Raw genomic sequence first — 18,655 nt, forward strand, 5'->3', positions numbered from 1 at the left:
GTCATGGCTATTACTCGTCGCCTCTGTGCCAGGAAACAACGGGCACTGGAAATTCTCACCCGTCTTAAGCGCCTCTATCCCAATGCCACCTGTAGCCTCAATTTTGCCAATCCGTTGCAACTCCTGGTGGCTACGATTTTGTCTGCCCAGTGTACCGATGAACGGGTGAATCAAGTCACACCGGCGCTGTTTGCTCGTTATCGCGATGCCGAGGACTTTGCAACGGCGGATTTGGCCGAGCTAGAACAGTACATCAAGTCCACTGGTTTTTATCGCAACAAAGCCCGCCATATTCAAGGCGCCTGTCGCCGCATTGTCGAAGTCTATGGGGGGCAAGTGCCCAAGGTGATGGAGGATCTGCTGTCGCTGCCGGGGGTAGCCCGGAAAACTGCCAATGTGGTTCTTGCCCACGGCTACGGCATTTTGGGGGGAGTTACTGTGGATACCCATGTCAAGCGGCTGAGTCGGCGCCTCGGTTTGACTCAAGAAACGGATCCCGTGAAAATTGAGCGAGACTTAATGCGCCTGATCCCCCAACCCGATTGGGAAAACTGGTCAATTCGCTTGATTTACCACGGCCGCGCGGTTTGTCAAGCCCGTCAACCCCAGTGTGAAGCCTGTGAACTCATTGATTTGTGTGCCACGGGCAAGAAGCTCATACCCAAGTCATAGGGGATTGTAGATGACAACCTAACCGCAACTACTGGCCAGCAGCGTGTCGCTCTCTATGGCCTCACTTGGCAGCAGTAGGAAGAGATTCTCAATGCTTTGCCGCAAATCCGTGCTGCTCATTTGATTTGATTGCGGCACGCTTGAGATTACAATGCCCCTGAGGATCCACTTTGCAACGGTACTGCCACGATGATGATTTATCGCCTCAATGCCCTGACGGATAACTACATTTTTCTGCTCCACGATCCGCAAACGGGGACAGCGGCAGTGGTGGATCCGGCAGAGCCGGAGCCTGTTCTTGCCAAGTTAGCGGAATTGGGAGCAACGCTGACGGCCATTTTTAATACCCATCACCACTGGGATCATGTGGGTGCCAATCGTGCCCTGCGATCGCGCTTTCCCAATATCGAGGTCTATGGCAGCCGTGAGGATCAAGGGCGCATTCCAGAACAGACCGTCTTTCTCAAGGCGGGCGATCGCGTTCCCTTTGGCAACACTGATTTTGAGGTGCTGTTTGTTCCCGGCCATACCCGCGGCCACCTTGCCTACTATGCCCCGGAAACGGGTGACCTATTCTGCGGCGATACGCTCTTTGGCGGTGGCTGTGGACGTCTCTTTGAGGGCACACCGGCGCAAATGCTGGAGTCTTTGAACCAACTGCGGCAATTGCCGGAGAGTACGCGGGTTTGGTGCGCCCACGAATATACCCAAAAGAACCTCAGCTTTGCCCTCACCGTGGAAGCCGACAATCCTGTTCTGCAGGAGCGCTACGCCCAAGTTTGTCGCGATCGCGCCCAAGGGAAAAGCACGATTCCCAGTACGATTGGCCTTGAGAAGGCGACCAATCCCTTTTTGCGCTGTGAAGTGAGTGCCATTCAAGCAGCCGTGGGGGCCACCACACCCCTCCAGACCTTTACACGCTTGCGGGGTAAACGGGATCAGTACTAGCAATCTCGCTGATGCCAAGAGAACGGTAATCTAGTTCTATACCCCTTACCTAGAAAGTTGCCATGGCAGTTTCCTATCAGAGTCGCTTTTTTAACTTCTGGCGACGGCAATGGCAGTATTGGCAGCAGCAGTGGCAACGCCAAAAATGGCAGGTTGAAAGTACCCTTAGTGGCACGCTTCAGGTCATTGGCGCGATTCTAGCCCAGTTTTGGCAGCGGGGACTTCCCCAACTCATGGGGACGGTCTCTCAAGTACGTCAACGCCTCCTACCGAAACCCACGGCAGCTCCTCCTGCCGATGAAGCCCTGTTAAGGGTGATGTCCGCTCTCTCCCTCACAGGAGGAGAAGATGAAGCTTTGGCCGTGGCGATCGCCCCCCTTGCCCGCCCCCTGCCTTGGTGGCAGCGCTGGCTTGCCCCTTTGCACCGCTGGTTTCACCCCCCGTCTAAGACGTTACTGCCACAGGACACCCCCTTGGCACAGCGGCAACCCTTTTACCTCGCCTGCGATCGCATCGCCAAATCCCTGTTGATAGTGGATGAGGCTGCCCGTCCCTTGAAAGTCTTCACCGCTGCAGAACAGCAGCACATCGAACAACGGATTACCTATGCCCTGGCAGTGTACTATCAGCGCCTTCGGCAGTGGTATCGGCGGCGGCATCACTGGCTCTGGGGCCGGCGGGAGAGATCGCTCAAAGCAGGCTCTACCCCCCAGTTCTGTTTGGTGGGAACCTTTCTCGCGCAACTTCAGCTCACAGGAACAGGGGAAGGGGATTTAGCCTTGCCCCCCCTATCTCCCCTAGGGGCAGCTATCCAATGGGTGCGATCCCACCTCCCCTTGAGACGCAAGAACCCGCTATCTCTAAGGCGAGTCCAGGGAATTGCTACGCTCCTGGGAACCCAACAAATGGTGCTCATTGGCAGCGATAATGAAATCCTTTACACCCTTAGCCCTGCCCAACAGGCGCAAGTTCTAGCCTGGATTGAACGCCATCTCCACCCCTTCAAACTGCCCTTCCGAAATTGGCTGAGTCAACTCTCCTACTGGCTAGGGGGAGTCCAGCCGCCGCTGGGGGCAGCCGTGAATTCGCCACTATTGGCAGCTACGGATCCTTTACCTGTTTTTTCGCCAGGGGAGACGCTGCTCAGGCTAGGGAGCACATCCACAGCTCATTTGTTACAAGCAGAAACTGCGGCCACCGGTGTCCATCTGAATCCAGAGCAGCTGATTCTCGATGTGGATGCCGCTCTCATTGGCTACGAACTCCACTGGTTTGAACGACTGCTGCTGTGGTGCGATCGCCTGTTTTTGTGGATTGAAGAACACCTGATTGGCTGGGGTCGTTGGCTCTTACAACAGTGGCAGCGCCGGCGGCACCCCTAGCGCTCCTCAATCTGACGAATCGAATCGCATCCATCATTTCCTTAGAGGACTGCATATTCCCCTGTGGGCGGGAGAGTTTCGATAGGCTAGCTTTGGGATTCTATTCAACAAGATATGTTGATATGTTAAACACAGGGATACGGCGGCAAAAATTTCCACTGAGAAAGAGCGCCACGGACTGAATCATTTGCAGATCGCTCCTGTTGGGACTCAGAGCAGGGGGGCGATCGCGATCCGCAACGGCATTATCAAAATTGCCGAGGAGCAAGTTAGATACATAGGCTTCAGTGTACTGGGGATTGAGGGCGATCGCCATTCCCAGGAATGACAACTATGCCGGCGCCCCATCGGGATGCCTGCCGGCAGACGCTAGACCCACGATAGCCGATTAATCGGGGATTCTAAGCAGAGCCAAAGGACAGTTGAACCGTCGTAATTGCCTCCACCAAGGGCGATCGCAAGGCAGCCACGTACTCCGGCCAGCCAATGAGAATGGGTTGCTGGTGGGCAAGGGTCTCTCCCTGCAAACCGCTGGCATCAAAGCGCAGTGGATTCCCTTGCAAGTCGGTGCAAACCAAACCTGCCGCCGTGGCTAAAGCCAAGGGAGCTGTGGTGTCCCAAAGCTTGACCCGCTGATTTAAGTAAAGATAGAGTCCTGCTCGCCCCAAAATCACTTCGATTACCTTGAGGCCAAAACTGCCTAGAAAGCGAAATTGGACTTGAGGCAATACCCGATGAATCGCCTCCCCGTAGGTGCGGTAGTCGCGATAGCCAATCATGATCGGGCAATGGTTTTCACTGGGGGAGGGCGGGCAAACGGGTAACAGGGGGACAGGCGGCCCGCCACTGCTCATCTGAAAGAGTCCCCAGTCTTTACCACCGTAGTAAAGATGATCCAGATTGGGAGCATAGATCCAACCCGCCACTGGGCTGTAGTACTCCAGTAATCCCACCATGAGGGCATACCCTTGGCGATGGTGAATCAGATCGTCGGTGCCATCGAGGGGATCAATCAGCCAGTAGCGATTTTTCTGTTCTCGAAACACCGCTTGGGAGGCGGCATTTTCTTCGCTGATGATGCCATCTTCGGGAAACCAAGCGCGAAATTTCTGACTCAGCAGCCGATCCAAAAAGCGATCAATACTAGTGGCAAAATCTTGGCGTCCCTTTTCAATGACCTCAAAGGGTTGCTGTGCCAGTTGCCGTGCCCGCTGTCCTGCTTGGCGCAGGAGTTGATTGATCCGCCAGATTTGGCTAGCAGTCAGGGGAGGAGAAGTTGTCATTTGAGGTCTAGCCGTCCACTTTCTTTTAGTTTGGCGCTAAAGACCAGCGGCTCCTGTGGCGATCGCTGGCGTAACTGTTCGAGAATAGCAGCTTTACCCCCCAAAAACCCTGACCAACGCTGTCGCCACCGAAGTAGGAATCTGCTCAGGGTAGAATGGAAGTCTTGATCCAATCACCACTGTTCTAGCCTAGCGGGAACCAAGGATATTTGAGGATGTTTTGGACAACTCGGCGATGGCAACGCCGCTGGTCTGCTTGGTTTTATCCATGGCGGGGGATGGATTGGGTTCTCCTCATTGCCGTCTGGCTAGTTACGCTGCTGGGGGCAGTGGCCATTCACAGTGCCGAACTGCACATTGGCGAAAAGGATGGCTTCCAACATCTGGCGATCGCTGGTATTGGGACAATTTTGCTTTTTCTGCTAGCCCGCGTTCCAACCTCGGTCTTTCTCTCAGTGCACTGGTGGGTTTACGGCATTAGTTGCGCCCTCCTACTGGCTGTGAACCTATTTGGCGTTGAAGCCAATGGCGCCCGCAGCTGGCTGCCTATTGCTGGCTTTAATTTGCAGCCTTCAGAACTGACCAAAATCTCCATCATTCTCACCCAAGCTGCCCTCCTGCAGCGAGTGCCTGCCGATGGCCTCAGTGGCATTCTACGGGTGTTTGCGGCAACGGTTTTGCCCCTGGGGTTGATTTTAGCTGAGCCTGATCTGGGGACTTCGCTGGTCTTTGGGGCGATTACTTTGGGGATGCTCTACTGGGCAAATGCCCGTTTGGGCTGGATTGTGCTCATGCTTTCCCCGTTGGTGGCGGCCATTCTCTTTGCCCTGCCCCTGCCCTATGGACTCAACCTATGGCTTTGGTTTCTGTGGACATTGGCCATGGGAGTTGTGGCTTGGCAGAATCTTCCCTTGGGTTGGATTGGGGCGATCGGCGGCATTGTCCTCAATCTTTCGGGGGCAGGTCTGGGCCAGTTGCTGTGGAGTGTTCTCAAAGACTACCAAAAGGATCGCCTCTTGATGTTCCTAGACCCCGATAAAGATCCCTTGGGGGCGGGCTATCACCTCATCCAATCCCGCATTGCCATTGGGGCGGGTGGCCTCTGGGGGCGGGGGCTGTTTCACGGTACGCAGACGCAATTGGGGTTTATTCCTGAGCAGCACACGGACTTTATTTTTTCGGCCATTGGGGAGGAATTGGGCTTTGTGGGAGGTTTGCTGGTTTTAGGGCTGTTTTGGTTGATTGGCCTGCGGCTGCTGCAAATTGCCAATAGTGCCCGCGATGATTTTGGCTCCCTGTTGGCGATCGGCCTTTTCGCCATGTTGATGTTCCAAGCAGTGGTCAATATCGGCATGACAGTTAATTTGCTTCCTGTGACAGGTATTCCCCTCCCCTTCCTCAGCTATGGCCGTTCTGCGCTGCTGGCAACCTATATTGGTTTGGGGCTGGTGCAATCGGTGGCCAATCACCGCCCGCGATCGCGCTACTAGGTCGAATCACTCTTTGTTAAAATCTGTTAAAACTAATGTAGCCGAATCCCGACAGTTCCATGAGCGAGTCCCCAGAATCCACATCTTCCCCTACCGAGCAGCCCAGTTACGTCAAATTGGCGATGCGAAACATGGTGCGCAAGGGGGGTAAATCCTTGACCCATTTCGCCCTCACCAGTATTGGTCTGTTGGCGTTGCTGGTGGGCTTGTCCTACCTCACCCGTTAGTTAAGAACCAAGAAAAAACGAATGACGGTTACCGTCTATCTGGAACTCCACGTCCCTTCTCTACCCTCTGAGGTGGCAGCACTGCCTTGGAACCTGTGGTTTGCAACTTGGATCGGGATGGTTGAACCAAAGGCCGGTAAAGCGTATGAGCTGACGCTGCGCTTGACAACCGACGCCGAACTTCGAGTTCTCAATCGTCAATATCGCGATCGCGACACCCCGACGGATGTCTTGGCCTTTGCCACGCGGGATCAGGCTCTGCCCTTCCCGCCGGAGGAACCAGAATACCTTGGTGACATTGTCATTTCTGCTGAGACCGCCCAACGGCAAGCCGCCGCGGCAAACCATCCCTTCTTAACGGAAGTGAGTTGGCTTGCTTGCCATGGCCTGCTGCATCTATTGGGCTGGGATCATCCCGACGAGGTGCACTTGAGCCGAATGCTGGCGCAGCAAGCGCGCTGCCTAGAAACGGTGGGACTGACTCCCCCTCTCCTTTGTTAACTGGAACTCTTTCCTGCAAGATGTGCTTCAATGGGAGGCATTTAGGGGTTGAGTGCTACGGTGTTTTTCCCCCTCTACCCCAGGAGGGGTCAAAACTAGATAAATCGCTCAGCAACTGAGTAATGATTTTCGGTGTGATGGGTAAACTAGGGAGTAACTGGAGTGGTATGACGCAGCAAGCAATGACTGCCTGTGCCGAAAAGGTGGCAAAAACAGCACTAAGGCGACAGCACTCCCACCGCGTAGCCTTTTCTTTATTGAGTAGTTTTCGCTATGCTTGGAATGGTGTGGCCTATGCCTTTCAAACGCAGCGCAATTTCCGCATTCACACCGCAGTTGGGCTAAGCGCGATCGCCCTCAGTGGTTTGCTAAAACTTCCCCCCGTTGAAGTGGCAGTGATTTTCCTCACAATTGCTGTGGTGATGGGATTAGAGCTGCTGAATACGGCGCTGGAAGCGGTGGTGGATCTCACCGTTGGCAAGGAATACCATGATCTTGCCCGTATTGCGAAAGATTGTGCCGCCGGTGCGGTTCTCCTCAGTGCCATTGCCGCAGTGGGGGTGGCGATGACCTTGATTGTCCCCCCCTTGGTTTACCCGATGGTGGGGATGCTACTATAGGTTGCGATTAAATCAGTGAGGAATGGCTAAACATTAAAGCGGAAGAGCATCACATCCCCCTCCTGCACAACATAGTCTTTACCTTCACTGCGCACCAAGCCTTTTTCCCTGGCAACAGTCATGGATTGACAGGCCACTAGATCCTCATAGCTCACCGTTTCAGCTCGAATAAAGCCCCGTTCAAAATCACTGTGAATGACCCCTGCCGCTTGGGGCGCTTTGGCACCAGCGGGAATCGTCCAGGCACGGGTTTCCTTGGGACCTGTGGTAAAGAAGGTTTGCAGACCCAAGAGCTTATAGGTGGAGCGAATGAGCGATCGCAAGCCCCCTTCCCTGACGCCAAGACTGGCGAGATACTCCGCGCGATCGCCCTCGGGTAAATCCACAAGTTCAGCCTCCACTTGCGCAGAGACAATCACCATCTCTGCCCCCTCCTGCCGGGCAATTTCCTGAACCGCCGCCGTCCATTCATTGCCGGTGGCCAGATCCTGCTCAGCAACATTGGCGGCATAGATCACAGGCTTACGGGTGAGCAGCCCCAGCGAACGGATTGCGGCTTCCTCCTCCTCCGTGAGTTGACAGAGACGGGCAGGCTGCCCTTGATTGAGCACCTCCAGCAGCTTTTCCAAGGCAGTCAGTTCAATCTGGGCATCTTTTTGCGATCGCGCCGCCTTGCGGGTGCGCTCTATGCGTTTTTCAATTTGCGCCAAATCTGCCAGCGCCAGTTCCAAGTTAATGACTGCAATATCCTCCACAGGATTCACCCGTCCTGCCACGTGGACAATATCTTCATCCTCAAAGCAGCGCACCACGTGCACAATCGCATCCACCTCGCGAATATTGGCAAGAAACTGGTTGCCCAATCCTTCCCCTTTGCTGGCTCCCTTGACCAAACCAGCAATATCCACAAACTCTACCCGTGTCGGCACGATCTGCGCTGATTGGGAAATTTTTGCCAGTACCTCCAGCCGTTCATCGGGGACTGCCACCACACCCACATTGGGTTCAATCGTGCAGAAAGGAAAATTGGCTGCCTCCGCCTTGGCATTGGCCACAAGGGCATTAAACAGCGTTGATTTGCCCACATTCGGTAGGCCGACAATTCCCGCACGTAGCATCAGACCCTACAACCTCGTTCTTGGGAAAAACATTCCTGAAAAATAGCATTTAAGCATAGGAATGTTAATTTTTAGCAACATCCCAAATTATCAGAAATTCTAGCCCTAGGCAACTGCCAGCACCCCCTCCTCAGCCCCCTCTCGGCATGGAATCCGCAGAAAAAATAAAAGAGGCAACCCTCGCCGAGTGCCTCTGATGGTGATCTTTCTGGAGGTAACGATCTAGCGGTTTATGTCCCTAGGCATCAAAGTAAAGGGTGAATTCATAGGGGTGAGGACGCAGCGACAGGGGAATCACTTCCGTATCCAGCTTGTACTGAATCCAGTTGAGGATAAAGTCTTCGCTAAACACCCCCGTTGCCGTCAGGAAGCTGTGATCCTTTTGCAGGTTTTCCAAAGCCGCCATCAGTGAACCGGGGGTCGAGGGAATCTTAGCCAGTTCCTCAGGGCTGAGATCGTAGATATCAACATCGAGGGGGCTACCCGGATCAATTTGATTCTTAATGCCATCAATGCCGGCACACAGCATTGCCGCAAAAGCAAGGTAGGGATTACTGGTTGCATCGGGGCAACGGAACTCTAGGCGCTTGGCTTTGGGATTGGGACCCGTGAGGGGGATTCGCACGGAGGCAGAGCGGTTGCCCTGGGAATAGGCAAGGTTCACGGGAGCTTCAAAGCCGGGAACCAGTCGTTTGTAGGAGTTGGTTGTCGGGTTGGTAAAGGCCAGTAGTGCGGGCGCATGCTTGAGGATACCGCCAATGTACCAGAGAGCAATTTGACTCAAATTGGCGTAGCCATCTCCCCAGAACAGCGGTTGGCCATCTTTCCAAATGGATTGGTGGGTGTGCATCCCCGAACCGTTATCGTTGAAGAGGGGCTTGGGCATAAAGGTGGCCACTTTGCCGTGCTTGCGTGCTACGTTCTTGACGCAGTATTTATAGGTCATCAGCCAGTCGGCCGCCTGAACAAGGGTGCCAAAGCGAAAGCCCAATTCACACTGACCGGCGGTGGCCACTTCGTGGTGATGCTTTTCAATCGGCACACCGCACTTGGCCATTGTCAACAGCATTTCTGTGCGCAGGTCTTGGAGGGTGTCGGTGGGAGCGACGGGGAAGTAGCCCTCTTTACCACGGACTTTGTAGCCTAGGTTGCCCCCTTCCTCTTCACGACCTGTGTTCCAAATTCCTTCAATGCTGTCAATGTAGTAGTAGCCCGATTTCTGATTTTGATCGTAGCGAACGTCATCAAAGATAAAGAATTCAGCTTCAGGACCAAAGTAAGCTGTATCGGCAATGCCTGTTGCTTTCAGATACTCAACGGCACGGATAGCAATGGAGCGCGGACAGCGATCATAGAGTTGGCCGGTGCGCGGATCTTTGATGGTGCAAATCATGCTCAGGGTGGGTTCTTTCATGAAGGGATCTTCCCACGCCGTATTTGGATCCGGCACCATCACCATATCAGACTCGTTGATGGCTTTCCAACCACGAATACTAGAGCCATCAAAAGGGATACCCTCGGTAAATGAATCCTCGTCAATTTGGCTTTTGTGGACTGTCAGGTGTTGCCACGTACCGGGCATGTCGGTAAATTTCAAGTCGATTAGCTCGTACTTACTGTTGATTAAATCCAAGATTTCTTGGGGCGTTGCCATGTATAGATTACTCCTTACTGTATTGGGCGCACCGCAGCGACAATCTATGGTAGAAAGTTGCCTTAATTAGTTTTTGTATCGGAGACTACCAAAATTCGGTTGTTTGCGCCCTAACGGGAGGTGACAAGGCGCTGTTTGGGATACAGCAGGGGCATGATTAATAATCCCAAGCCCAATCCAGCGATCGCGCCAAAGGGAAAAACCACCCAATTGGAGTAGCCCCAAACACCGTAGTGTTGCAATGCCCACTCTAGGGGATAAAACAGCATCAACAGCGTCGCCACCAAAAAGCCCCCTAGACCATACTGCGGCAGCCAATACCATTCACAGCCGGTGGGGGAACGCTGAATCCACCAACGGGTCAAGAGAACCCCGCAAAGGGTGCCGTAGCAGCGCATGCACACCGCCATTTTCCAAGGGGGAGCGAGCATCAGGCCCATGTCTGGCTGTGGACACACATGATTGCCCATGGTGTAGATAATGTGGGCAATTTGCGGCAAGAAAAGAAAATTGCTGGCAGCCAAGAAGGGGGCAAAGAGGGGACCTAAAACGAGAGCTGCCAGAACCACGTCAGGCCAGAGGGGAGAAAGCGATCGCCACCGCACCATCGGATGTTAGAAATGATACAAAACGATAAATAACCCCCTAGAATCTAACAAATTGTTCACAGCAAGGGCAATCAGGGGTTGGGCAGAGCGGAGACAGACGTGATCCGCCCACGCGGGAATGCTACTTGATCTTGTCTTGAGCCACTCTGCCACGTCATTAAGATGCTTAGGAGGCTAAGGCCGCTTTGGTCACAGTCGTCAGTGAGGCTGTGTTTTTGACGGTATCTAGGCGGGGTGAATTCCCCATGAGGGAGGCAGCAAAGAGTTGACGATAGAGCTGCCCCATCTGGAGGGCGATCGCCTCCCAGTTAAAGAGGGCTTGCACGCGCGCACGGCCATTCTCTCCAAGGGTACGTGCCCAGGCGGGATCGGCCAAGAGGCGTTGAATGGCATTGGCCAAGGCGCTGGCGTCCTGCGGCGGCACCAGTAATCCTGTTTCCTCCGGCACCACTGTGAATTGCAGACCCCCCACCGCGGAGGCAATGACCGGCGTGCCACAGGCCATGGCTTCAATGGCCACTAGGCCAAAGGGTTCATAGTAACTGGGCACCACGCACACATTGGCGGCACTGTAGTAAACCGCTAGGCGCTCATGGTCAATTTGGCCCACAAACGTCACGCGATCGCCTAAGTGGTACTCCTGCACCAATCCTTCAATGCGCCGCCGTTCGGCACCATCACTGCGCTGGGGATTACTGCCCCCCACCAGCAGGAGCCGCCCTTCGGGAACTTGAGCCATCGCTGCCACCAGCGTCTCAATCCCTTTGCGGCGATCGAAGCGCCCCACATAGAGAACAATGGGTTCCTCGGCAGACAGCTTCAGTTGCTCGCGGGCATTGGCCACGGGATAGAAGAGATTCAAATTCGTCCCACAGGGAATCAGACGTGTTTGCCCCGCCTTTGAGACCCAGCGTCGCAGGTAGGCTTCTTCTTGGGGACTGGTGACGATGACACAATCGGCATTTTCAAGGATTATCTTTTCCGCCATCAGGCGAGTTTCATCCCGTTGAGCTTGCTCAGAAGCCACCTGATATTTCACTACCCCCAAGGAGTGATACGTGTGCAGCCATTGGAAATTTAAGTCCTGCCGCAACTGCCACCCCACCCAACCGGAAAGCCAGTAATTGGTGTGGATCAGGGGATACCCATATTTGGCATGGTAGGCCTTAAAGGCTTTAACAAACTTCGGCAAGGTCTCAAAGAGCTTTTCCCGCGGAATATAGGTCACCGGACCTGCCTCAAGGCGGATAGTGCGACAGTGGGGGCTGTGCTCAATGATATCGGGGTCATTGGGGTCAATTTTGCGAGTAAACATATCCACCTGCCACCCAGCGGCTGCTAAGGCTTCCCCCAGTTGCCGCACGTAGATATTTTGACCCCCCGCCGATTCATGGCCGACCTCGGCAGCGGGATCGCCGTGGACAGAAATCAGGGCAATAGGTTGCCGAGCAGGAATTTGTGGTTGGGATGTAGCAAAGGCTCGCGGTAGTGTACTTTTTGCTGTACGGGTTGATAATGTTTGCATAAATACACCTTTTGAATAACGACCAAGGAACAACCGTTGTAAGAAAATACCGGGCAGTCTAGCTCGCTACTAGTTCTAAACTACCCTTGCGATGTCCGTTACTTACCAAGGCACCTGCGAGTACTGCTGCGTAAACGGCTTCATACTCGGTTACCATGCGCTCCACGCTAAAGCGCTTCCAAACAGCATCACGACAGGTTTGGCGATCCAGTTTTGACACTTCTGCAACAGCGGCAACACACTCTTCAACAGAGTGGCATAGGAAACCCGTTTTGCCATGTTCAATCACCTCAGGGGCAGCTCCTTTGGCGATCGCCACCACGGGTGTTCCTGCTGCCATGGATTCAATCATCACAAGGCCAAAGGGTTCTTGCCACGTAATGGGAAAGAGCATGGCGATCGCCCCCCCAAGGAGGGCATTTTTCGTAGGATGATCGGCTTCGCCAATGAACTGGATAAATTCACCATCAATGTGGGGTTCAATTAATTCCTTGAAGTAGTCGCGATCCACCCGATCCACCTTGCCTGCCATCTTCAGAGGAATGCCCACCCGTTTGGCAATCTCAATGGCAAGGTGCGGGCCTTTTTCAGGGGAAAGTCGTCCTAGGAAAGCCAGATAGGGAGGATCACTGGGCTGGGGATAAAAGCGATGGGTTTCCACGGCAATGGCGTTATAAACCGTGGCAACGTAGTTGAGATCGCCAAGTTGCCGCTGCGAATGGGAGATACTGACGTAGTTTTGATGGCGATATTGGGTGAAAATGCGTTCATTATCCGTTGTAAAGCGACCATGGAGCGTGTGAACAACGGGTGTTTTCACCAGGCTGGCATAGGGTAAAGCGGCGTAGCCCACATGGGAATGAATGACATCGAATTCATTGGCGCGACTAAAGACCTCTCCTAATTGAAGGGCTTCATAGACGGCATATTCCTGCACAGTGGGATCGAGGCGAATGGCTTTGGGATAGGTAGAAACCAGTTTGGCTTGGGTCATCGAATCGCCGCTGGCAAAGAGCGTGACCTCATGCCCTCGCTTGACTAGCTCTTCCGTCAGCAGACTCACCACCAACTCCACACCCCCATAGGCCGGCGGCGGTACCCGTTCCCACAGGGGAGCGATTTGAGCAATGCGCATACAGGCCTCCTCAAACAATACGGTTGGTCACCGCTGCCTTGATGCTAATCGCGCGATTGACTCAAGCAGCATGGCTGCCTCAACGGTACGCAATCTCGCCGCAAAAGACCAAGGGGGTAAATCCCTACCTGAAACTTCGGGAATCCGTACTTTTATTTGTTATTGTCGCTACATTTTGTCAACTTAGGGTATGATAAGATTTCGTATTTGTCTTTGCGATTTCTGAGGCAACGGCAATTTTCCTAGCTAGAGAAAAAGTATCGTGAAAATATTCCTCTAATCGCTATTCTATGAACAGGCGTTGCCCGTTTCACACCTTACTAAAATTTTAGGCGCAATGGTTCATGGATATTCAACTGATTCAAGTTTTCGTTAATGGCTTGGCAGTGGGCAGTATTATTGCTCTTGCCGCCGTCGGTTTAACGCTCACGTTTGGGATTTTGCGTCTGCCTAACTTTGCCCATGGGGATTTTATGACCGTGGGAGCCTACCTCACATTGGCTGCCAATAGGACAGGACTGGATATTTGGCTCTCAATGGCAGTGGGGGGACTAGGAACGGCCGGGTTGATGCTGGTGAGTGAGAAGCTTCTGTGGCAGCCAATGCGCGATCGCCGCGCCACTTCAACGACGCTGATTATTATTTCTATTGGTCTTTCATTTCTGCTGCGCAATGGCGTGATTCTTATTTGGGGGAGCGAGAACCAAACCTACCGTTTGCCAGTGATGCCTGCCCTTGATTTTTGGGGTGTGAGAATTATCTACTCGAAGGTGATTGTGATGATTTTGGCGGTGATGGCAATTGCCACTGTGCATTTCATCCTGCAACGCACGAAAGTGGGCAAGGCAATGCGAGCGGTGGCCGATGATCTCGACCTGGCGCGGGTTTCGGGAATTGATGTCGAGTGGGTGGTGCTGTGCACTTGGCTCCTAACAGGGGTGCTCACAGGTGTGTCCGGGGGTCTCTACGGCCTGATGACAGCAGTACGACCAAATATGGGTTGGTTCTTGATCTTGCCCCTTTTTGCCAGTGTGATTCTTGGCGGCATTGGCAATCCCTACGGGGCGATCGCCGGCGCCCTGATTATCGGTGTTGCCCAAGAGATGAGTACACTTCTCATTCCCTCTGAATACAAGCTAGCCGTTGCCTTGGGGATCATGATGGCCGTGCTCTTGGTGCGCCCCCAAGGGCTATTTCGTGGCACACTTAGTTAGTTCCGGCAGGAGGGTTCCCCTGATTCCCCGTCTCTACACCGTTGACACCCTTGTTGCTGCAATTGGTGCCGCTCCCCAAGACTGGCGCCCCTTGGTGTTTACCAACGGCTGTTTTGATCTCCTCCATGCTGGTCATGTGCGCTACCTCGCGGCCGCCCGTGCCCTTGGCAAGCGCTTAGTGGTGGGGTTAAATAGCGATCGCTCCGTGGCTGCCCTCAAGCCAAAACGGCCAATTATTCCTGAGCAGCAGCGGGCAGAGGTGCTGGCTGGTTTACGATCAGTAGATGCAGTCGTACTATTTGGCGATCGCACGGCCATATCCCTGATTGAGGTTCTCCAACCGGAGATCTACGTCAAGGGGGGCGATTACCAATTGGAGACTCTACCGGAAGCAGCGGCTGTCCAGCGCTATGGCGGTCGCATTGAACTTATTCAGGTGGAGGTTCCCAGTTCGACAACGGCGATCGTCCAGCGCATTTTAGAGTTGTACGGGGAGGAGTCATTGGGCACATGGTCAGCACAGAACCTACCTTAGCCGATTTACGGCAACAGTTGTACAACGGCAACGAAAAATCCCAACTGGCTGCCATGACCACCCTGAGTACGGTGGGCAGTGAAGGCTATCAACTCCTGCAGGAGTTTCTCAAAGACAGTGCCACCTTGTCTCCTCCACCTGCCCTCTGGGTGCGGGGTCAAGCCTATCGTCTCCTATACCATTGTCCAGAAGCATCTGTGCAAGCTTTTTTGCAACAGCACTATCCCCAAGGGGTCATTCCCCTACGCTCCGATCGCGGGGTGGACTATCAGGAACTCGCTGAACTCCTAGTAGCCGAAAAATTTGAAGCCGCCGATCGCCTGACCACCCAAAAGCTGTGTGAACTGGCTGGTCCAATGGCGCAAAAACGCCGCTGGGTTTACTTCACGGAGGTGGAGCAGTTTCCCATTGTGGATTTGCAAACGATTGATCAACTGTGGCTGGCATTTTCTCTAGGTCGCTTTGGCTATTCAGTGCAGCGGCAACTGTGGCTGGGCTGCGGGCAAAACTGGGATCGCCTCTGGGAGAAAATTGGCTGGCGGCAGGGCAAGCGGTGGCCGCGCTATCCCCATGAATTTATCTGGGATTTGAGTGCCCCTCGTGGCCACTTACCCCTGACGAATCAACTGCGGGGGGTACAGGTGATCAATGCTCTCCTCAATCATCCCGCTTGGACAGCCTAGAATAGGGATAGCAATCGTAGCAGGGGTGAATGCAGGGATGCAGAAGAAGATTCCGCAATTGATGATCGCGATCGCCCTTGGGATAAGCCTCAGCACTGCAGCCATTCCCCTTCAGGTGATGGCTCAAACCAGTGGTGGCCTATTGACCGCCGAGCAAATGAAAAAACTTAATCTCAGTGTTGAGCAAAAACAGGCGGTACTGCGGCTCACACTGCGCACCAACGATCGCATCCTCAAAATCTTGGATCGCGATCAACAGCGCATCTTTCGCAATGCCATCAAAGAGGGGAAATCCACAAGTGAAGCCATGAACGCGGTTGCCCTGCGGCCGGAGCAAAAAGCCCAGCTCTCGAAGGTGACAGAGGAGGCCCGTGTCGAAATGCTAACCATTCTCACCCCCGAGCAGGTGAAGCAACTGCAAGGATCGCGCTAGCGTGATGAACGTTTTTGTCCCCTGTACTGGTCGCTGTGGTTCAGTCACGTTTGCCAAGGCTTGCAGCTTCATCACCAATTTCAGGAGTGCCCATAAGTCACGGACATTCCTGCGGGGTGAGGCTCGCTTGGCCTACCCCAGTTGCCCTATTGGAGTGGACAATCGCCTTTCTTAAGTTTTTGGGGTGACTCGATCAAACCTAGGGCGATCGCGCTTACTCCGTTCACCTACGGCGGGATGACCTCAGGGTTGCCCACGGCTACTGCCAGCGGTACGGCATCGGGATGCTGAAAGCATAGCGCGAGGGGATTTTGCTCAAGCACCGATGCAAACCACTTCAAAGTAAGAAATCCTCGGGTGGCTGACGAGGTGTGAGAATTGGTAGGACATGTTCCAGGTTGCCATCGGGACGGGCAATAATCTGATGGGAAATAATGGCTTGCCCCTTGAGCGATCGCGCCGCCCGAACCGCTGCATTTACGTCCGCCACCTCTCCTCGAATCACCACCGTCCAATAGCCCGCACCAATTCCTTCACAACTCACAAGGGTAACCTGAGCGGCTTTCACCAATGTATCGGCCACAGCAAGGGCTGCCGGGTACCCCAAAACTTGCACCATGCCCACCGCCTCTGCGGCCATCGCCATTCCCCTTTCCACGTCTCCCATATTTTATGATGAGAAAAGGATGGTATCCTACTTTAGCTTGCTACAAGCAGAACTAACAGAATTATCTAACAAAAACTGTCAATTAGAGAAATTTACAAATTTACTACATCGAAAAGTGTAATCTCATTCAGGAGTCTCTGCTTTGCCAGTTCTGCATATCGAGGATCTATTTCAACACCGACGCCTTTTCGTTTATTAGCAAAGGCTTCTACCAGTGTTGTACCACTGCCACAAAAGGGATCGAAGACAGTATCCCCCGGAAAACTGAAGAGTTTGATACATCTTCTCGGTAGCTGCTATCAAGAAAGTGCGCAAACATGCGCACCGTTCTTTTCCTGCCCCGAAGCGTCTTGCAGACTGCATTCGTATCTGACAGGCGTGACTTCCCCGACTGTAATAGAGATACCCTCTACCACAGTGCCGCCGTTACCGGACGGACTCGCCACGGGTAGGGCAGTTGCGGTTGCCAGCCGTTTAAGGTTCAGCGCAGCATTGAGGTGGCGGTCATGGTGTAAGCTCAAGGCCAGCGCATCATTTTTATAACCGCAGACCGAGCACAGGCGACTGCTCGGATACCAGCGATCGGCGATGATCAACCGGGTTCTGTATTCGATCTGCGAGCGGAACATGCCAAAGCCCACATCACTAATAGCGCGGGCGAGCTTGTGGTTGGCCAGCATACAATTATACACTATTGCGCACTGTTTAGGATTGCTTGAGAGGGAATCCGTTCCTTAGGAGGGATTAATGGATGTCGTTGAGCCAAACGAGCAAACGTTGCCGGAGGAATTGGCTAGGAGTTCCCGTGTGCGTCGAGCTGTGGCAGAACATCCTCAGACGCCACTCAACTGGTGCAGGATAGCTAATCCCCATGTTTCAAGACCCCTACGGGGATGTTGAGGCATTTGGCGCAGGTGCGCAAAGTGGTGGCGAAAAATCCCCAGGCTTTCGCTGATTGGTCAGGGGAAACCCCGCTTTTGCCCAAAACCTTGATAGGGTTCCATAGGCCCGATGATGCGCTCACCGGGTTCTTCAAGCATGACCGAAAATGTTTTTGAGTATTGTAAATTCATCAAGAGCCGCTAGAACTGCTAGAACCGCTACTAGAGCCGCCACTGCTAGAGCTATTCCGTTTTCGACCGGGTTCACTAAAGAAGTAAGAAACCCCCGACGGAGTTGTGATACCTATGCAATCTTTCATATTCTTGGCGGCAGATATAACAACAAAAACTGGAACACCCCCACACGGCGCTTGGTAGGCAACGCGTTTATTGTTAACTTCCTTCCAGAATTTATAGGATTTAGAAAACCTACTACCACGACCCTTGATAATCCATCTTTCCCTTTGAGCAGTGCTAGTAGAGCCAGAGGAGCCAGAAGAACCGCTTGAACTTCCTGAAGAACTGCCTGAGTTGATTGTGATTTTGGTTGGCGTCATGGTGGCCTCAATACCTTCAAGCTCGAAGGCTTCTTGAAACCGTTTGGTGACGAAACAAAAAACCTCTCGCTTCTTGTTGTCATCGTACTCGGTTGGCCAGTCGGTAAGCTCAACGAGCTTGACCAGGACCCGTTTCATTTTCTTATCTTGCGTTGACATACTGCTAATCTTGGGCAGGCGGATGGTCTTGCCATTAAGTGTGAACTTATCATTCGCCACGTAAAAACTGTCGCGACAGCGACCCTTCTTCTTAAACCGTGGGGCGTGCGCCGGTTTTCCGGCCTTGATATCGGCAAAGAACTGATTCCATGCTTTTGCTAGGTTTGCAAACGGCTGCGAATGCGCATCCCGGTGGATGCCACGCAACCACGGCTGGCAGTTCTCGTCAAGCCATTGCGGATCACTGTATTTGATAGCGTTGAACTGCTTTTTCAGATCCATCGCATTCGGCTTGCGACCCGCCGCGTATTGCTTGTTCCACTCATCCAACGCCCAATTCCAGACGCGCCTTGCCGTGCCGCA

The 18,655-nt window shown here is 53.5% G+C and carries 22 protein-coding genes and 1 pseudogene; 11 read left to right on the top strand and 12 right to left on the bottom strand.

Going from position 1 to position 18,655, the window contains the following annotated elements; genetic code table 11:
* Positions 1 to 3 precede the first annotated feature (3 nt).
* The 3 genes from nth (at position 4) to Q0711_RS08050 (ending at position 3,002) form a co-directional block, all read left to right on the top strand.
* Positions 4 to 672, top strand: coding sequence for an endonuclease III (gene nth, locus Q0711_RS08040; protein WP_298614772.1), 669 nt, complete (start codon positions 4 to 6; stop codon positions 670 to 672).
* Between the two features lie 189 nt (positions 673 to 861).
* Positions 862 to 1,620, top strand: coding sequence for a hydroxyacylglutathione hydrolase (gloB, locus tag Q0711_RS08045; RefSeq protein WP_298617708.1), 759 nt, complete (start codon positions 862 to 864; stop codon positions 1,618 to 1,620).
* Positions 1,621 to 1,682: 62 nt separating this feature from the next.
* On the top strand, positions 1,683 to 3,002 hold the full coding sequence (locus Q0711_RS08050) for a hypothetical protein (RefSeq protein WP_298614778.1): 1,320 nt from the start codon (positions 1,683 to 1,685) through the stop codon (positions 3,000 to 3,002).
* A gap of 100 nt (positions 3,003 to 3,102) precedes the next feature.
* On the opposite strand, the gene Q0711_RS08055 is transcribed toward Q0711_RS08050, so the two are convergent.
* The 3 genes from Q0711_RS08055 to Q0711_RS08065 form a co-directional block, all read right to left on the bottom strand.
* Positions 3,103 to 3,333, bottom strand: a complete 231-nt coding sequence (locus Q0711_RS08055) for a hypothetical protein (RefSeq protein ID WP_298614781.1) — start codon at positions 3,331 to 3,333, stop codon at positions 3,103 to 3,105.
* Positions 3,334 to 3,403: 70 nt separating this feature from the next.
* Positions 3,404 to 4,285 carry an inositol monophosphatase family protein gene (locus Q0711_RS08060; protein ID WP_298614784.1) on the bottom strand — a complete coding sequence of 294 codons (882 nt, stop codon included), beginning with the start codon at positions 4,283 to 4,285 and terminating at the stop codon, positions 3,404 to 3,406.
* Positions 4,282 to 4,458: a hypothetical protein gene (locus Q0711_RS08065; protein ID WP_298614787.1), complete on the bottom strand. Its 177-nt coding sequence runs from the start codon at positions 4,456 to 4,458 to the stop codon at positions 4,282 to 4,284. The genes Q0711_RS08060 and Q0711_RS08065 overlap by 4 nt, the downstream gene beginning before the upstream one ends.
* Before the next feature lie 42 nt (positions 4,459 to 4,500).
* Between Q0711_RS08065 and rodA the strand changes: the two genes are divergently transcribed.
* The 4 genes from rodA (at position 4,501) to Q0711_RS08085 (ending at position 7,123) form a co-directional block, all read left to right on the top strand.
* Entirely contained in the window at positions 4,501 to 5,775 is a 1,275-nt protein-coding gene (rodA, locus tag Q0711_RS08070) for a rod shape-determining protein RodA (RefSeq protein ID WP_298614790.1), read from the top strand.
* A gap of 59 nt (positions 5,776 to 5,834) precedes the next feature.
* The gene (locus Q0711_RS08075; protein ID WP_298614792.1) at positions 5,835 to 6,002 is read left to right on the top strand and encodes a DUF3285 domain-containing protein; all 168 of its coding nucleotides are present in this window, start codon (positions 5,835 to 5,837) and stop codon (positions 6,000 to 6,002) included.
* A 21-nt stretch (positions 6,003 to 6,023) separates the two neighbouring features.
* On the top strand, positions 6,024 to 6,503 hold the full coding sequence (ybeY, locus tag Q0711_RS08080) for an rRNA maturation RNase YbeY (RefSeq protein ID WP_298614794.1): 480 nt from the start codon (positions 6,024 to 6,026) through the stop codon (positions 6,501 to 6,503).
* A gap of 167 nt (positions 6,504 to 6,670) precedes the next feature.
* Positions 6,671 to 7,123: a diacylglycerol kinase family protein gene (locus Q0711_RS08085; protein WP_298614796.1), complete on the top strand. Its 453-nt coding sequence runs from the start codon at positions 6,671 to 6,673 to the stop codon at positions 7,121 to 7,123.
* A gap of 26 nt (positions 7,124 to 7,149) precedes the next feature.
* Here the strand turns inward: Q0711_RS08085 and ychF are convergent, their stop codons facing one another.
* From ychF to Q0711_RS08110, 5 genes are all read right to left on the bottom strand, one after another.
* Entirely contained in the window at positions 7,150 to 8,241 is a 1,092-nt protein-coding gene (gene ychF, locus Q0711_RS08090; RefSeq protein ID WP_298614799.1) for a redox-regulated ATPase YchF, read from the bottom strand.
* A gap of 238 nt (positions 8,242 to 8,479) precedes the next feature.
* Entirely contained in the window at positions 8,480 to 9,895 is a 1,416-nt protein-coding gene (glnA, locus tag Q0711_RS08095) for a type I glutamate--ammonia ligase (protein WP_298614802.1), read from the bottom strand.
* A gap of 110 nt (positions 9,896 to 10,005) precedes the next feature.
* Positions 10,006 to 10,503 (bottom strand): DUF2085 domain-containing protein, encoded by a 498-nt coding sequence (locus Q0711_RS08100; protein WP_298614805.1) that lies wholly within the window; start codon positions 10,501 to 10,503, stop codon positions 10,006 to 10,008.
* A gap of 166 nt (positions 10,504 to 10,669) precedes the next feature.
* A complete protein-coding gene (locus tag Q0711_RS08105) occupies positions 10,670 to 12,028 on the bottom strand; it encodes a glycosyltransferase family 1 protein (RefSeq protein ID WP_298614807.1) in 1,359 nt (452 codons plus the stop codon).
* Between the two features lie 58 nt (positions 12,029 to 12,086).
* Positions 12,087 to 13,163, bottom strand: a complete 1,077-nt coding sequence (locus tag Q0711_RS08110) for a glycosyltransferase family 4 protein (RefSeq protein WP_298614809.1) — start codon at positions 13,161 to 13,163, stop codon at positions 12,087 to 12,089.
* 344 nt (positions 13,164 to 13,507) lie between these two features.
* Here Q0711_RS08110 and Q0711_RS08115 point away from each other — a divergent pair, with 344 nt between their 5' ends.
* Genes Q0711_RS08115 through Q0711_RS08130 form a run of 4 tightly spaced genes read left to right on the top strand, consistent with a single transcriptional unit; the run spans position 13,508 to position 16,028 of the window.
* Positions 13,508 to 14,377: a branched-chain amino acid ABC transporter permease gene (locus Q0711_RS08115; protein ID WP_298617706.1), complete on the top strand. Its 870-nt coding sequence runs from the start codon at positions 13,508 to 13,510 to the stop codon at positions 14,375 to 14,377.
* A 22-nt stretch (positions 14,378 to 14,399) separates the two neighbouring features.
* On the top strand, positions 14,400 to 14,912 hold the full coding sequence (gene rfaE2 / locus Q0711_RS08120; RefSeq protein ID WP_366142529.1) for a D-glycero-beta-D-manno-heptose 1-phosphate adenylyltransferase: 513 nt from the start codon (positions 14,400 to 14,402) through the stop codon (positions 14,910 to 14,912).
* Positions 14,888 to 15,595: a GUN4 domain-containing protein gene (locus Q0711_RS08125; RefSeq protein ID WP_298614815.1), complete on the top strand. Its 708-nt coding sequence runs from the start codon at positions 14,888 to 14,890 to the stop codon at positions 15,593 to 15,595. The genes rfaE2 and Q0711_RS08125 overlap by 25 nt, the downstream gene beginning before the upstream one ends.
* Positions 15,596 to 15,632: 37 nt before the next feature.
* Positions 15,633 to 16,028 carry a hypothetical protein gene (locus tag Q0711_RS08130; protein ID WP_298976668.1) on the top strand — a complete coding sequence of 132 codons (396 nt, stop codon included), beginning with the start codon at positions 15,633 to 15,635 and terminating at the stop codon, positions 16,026 to 16,028.
* Between the two features lie 337 nt (positions 16,029 to 16,365).
* Here the strand turns inward: Q0711_RS08130 and Q0711_RS08135 are convergent, their stop codons facing one another.
* From Q0711_RS08135 to Q0711_RS08145, 4 genes and pseudogenes are all read right to left on the bottom strand, one after another.
* Positions 16,366 to 16,668: a carbon dioxide-concentrating mechanism protein CcmK gene (locus Q0711_RS08135; protein WP_298617721.1), complete on the bottom strand. Its 303-nt coding sequence runs from the start codon at positions 16,666 to 16,668 to the stop codon at positions 16,366 to 16,368.
* Positions 16,669 to 16,787: 119 nt separating this feature from the next.
* Positions 16,788 to 16,991 (bottom strand): annotated as a pseudogene (locus Q0711_RS11705) (site-specific DNA-methyltransferase); the annotation flags it as partial.
* A 3-nt stretch (positions 16,992 to 16,994) separates the two neighbouring features.
* Positions 16,995 to 17,375 carry a transposase gene (locus Q0711_RS08140; RefSeq protein WP_298614822.1) on the bottom strand — a complete coding sequence of 127 codons (381 nt, stop codon included), beginning with the start codon at positions 17,373 to 17,375 and terminating at the stop codon, positions 16,995 to 16,997.
* Between the two features lie 392 nt (positions 17,376 to 17,767).
* On the bottom strand, positions 17,768 to 18,655 hold an 888-nt coding region (locus Q0711_RS08145), incomplete at its 5' end, for a helix-turn-helix domain-containing protein (protein ID WP_299042257.1).

Origin of the sequence: uncultured Thermosynechococcus sp., assembly GCF_937958135.1 — a bacterium.
Classification (GTDB): domain Bacteria; phylum Cyanobacteriota; class Cyanobacteriia; order Thermosynechococcales; family Thermosynechococcaceae; genus Thermosynechococcus.

What these genes read in the sequence shown, in the direction of transcription:
- nth (WP_298614772.1), top strand. Translation starts at nt 4, where the DNA reads ATGGCTATTACTCGTCGCCTCTGTGCCAGGAAACAACGGGCACTGGAA.
- gloB (WP_298617708.1), top strand. Translation starts at nt 862, where the DNA reads ATGATGATTTATCGCCTCAATGCCCTGACGGATAACTACATTTTTCTG.
- Q0711_RS08050 (WP_298614778.1), top strand. Translation starts at nt 1,683, where the DNA reads ATGGCAGTTTCCTATCAGAGTCGCTTTTTTAACTTCTGGCGACGGCAA.
- Q0711_RS08060 (WP_298614784.1), bottom strand. Translation starts at nt 4,285, where the DNA reads ATGACAACTTCTCCTCCCCTGACTGCTAGCCAAATCTGGCGGATCAAT.
- rodA (WP_298614790.1), top strand. Translation starts at nt 4,501, where the DNA reads ATGTTTTGGACAACTCGGCGATGGCAACGCCGCTGGTCTGCTTGGTTT.
- Q0711_RS08075 (WP_298614792.1), top strand. Translation starts at nt 5,835, where the DNA reads ATGAGCGAGTCCCCAGAATCCACATCTTCCCCTACCGAGCAGCCCAGT.
- ybeY (WP_298614794.1), top strand. Translation starts at nt 6,024, where the DNA reads ATGACGGTTACCGTCTATCTGGAACTCCACGTCCCTTCTCTACCCTCT.
- Q0711_RS08085 (WP_298614796.1), top strand. Translation starts at nt 6,671, where the DNA reads ATGACGCAGCAAGCAATGACTGCCTGTGCCGAAAAGGTGGCAAAAACA.
- ychF (WP_298614799.1), bottom strand. Translation starts at nt 8,241, where the DNA reads ATGCTACGTGCGGGAATTGTCGGCCTACCGAATGTGGGCAAATCAACG.
- glnA (WP_298614802.1), bottom strand. Translation starts at nt 9,895, where the DNA reads ATGGCAACGCCCCAAGAAATCTTGGATTTAATCAACAGTAAGTACGAG.
- Q0711_RS08100 (WP_298614805.1), bottom strand. Translation starts at nt 10,503, where the DNA reads ATGGTGCGGTGGCGATCGCTTTCTCCCCTCTGGCCTGACGTGGTTCTG.
- Q0711_RS08105 (WP_298614807.1), bottom strand. Translation starts at nt 12,028, where the DNA reads ATGCAAACATTATCAACCCGTACAGCAAAAAGTACACTACCGCGAGCC.
- Q0711_RS08110 (WP_298614809.1), bottom strand. Translation starts at nt 13,163, where the DNA reads ATGCGCATTGCTCAAATCGCTCCCCTGTGGGAACGGGTACCGCCGCCG.
- Q0711_RS08115 (WP_298617706.1), top strand. Translation starts at nt 13,508, where the DNA reads ATGGATATTCAACTGATTCAAGTTTTCGTTAATGGCTTGGCAGTGGGC.
- Q0711_RS08125 (WP_298614815.1), top strand. Translation starts at nt 14,888, where the DNA reads ATGGTCAGCACAGAACCTACCTTAGCCGATTTACGGCAACAGTTGTAC.
- Q0711_RS08130 (WP_298976668.1), top strand. Translation starts at nt 15,633, where the DNA reads ATGCAGAAGAAGATTCCGCAATTGATGATCGCGATCGCCCTTGGGATA.
- Q0711_RS08135 (WP_298617721.1), bottom strand. Translation starts at nt 16,668, where the DNA reads ATGGCCGCAGAGGCGGTGGGCATGGTGCAAGTTTTGGGGTACCCGGCA.
- Q0711_RS08140 (WP_298614822.1), bottom strand. Translation starts at nt 17,375, where the DNA reads ATGCTGGCCAACCACAAGCTCGCCCGCGCTATTAGTGATGTGGGCTTT.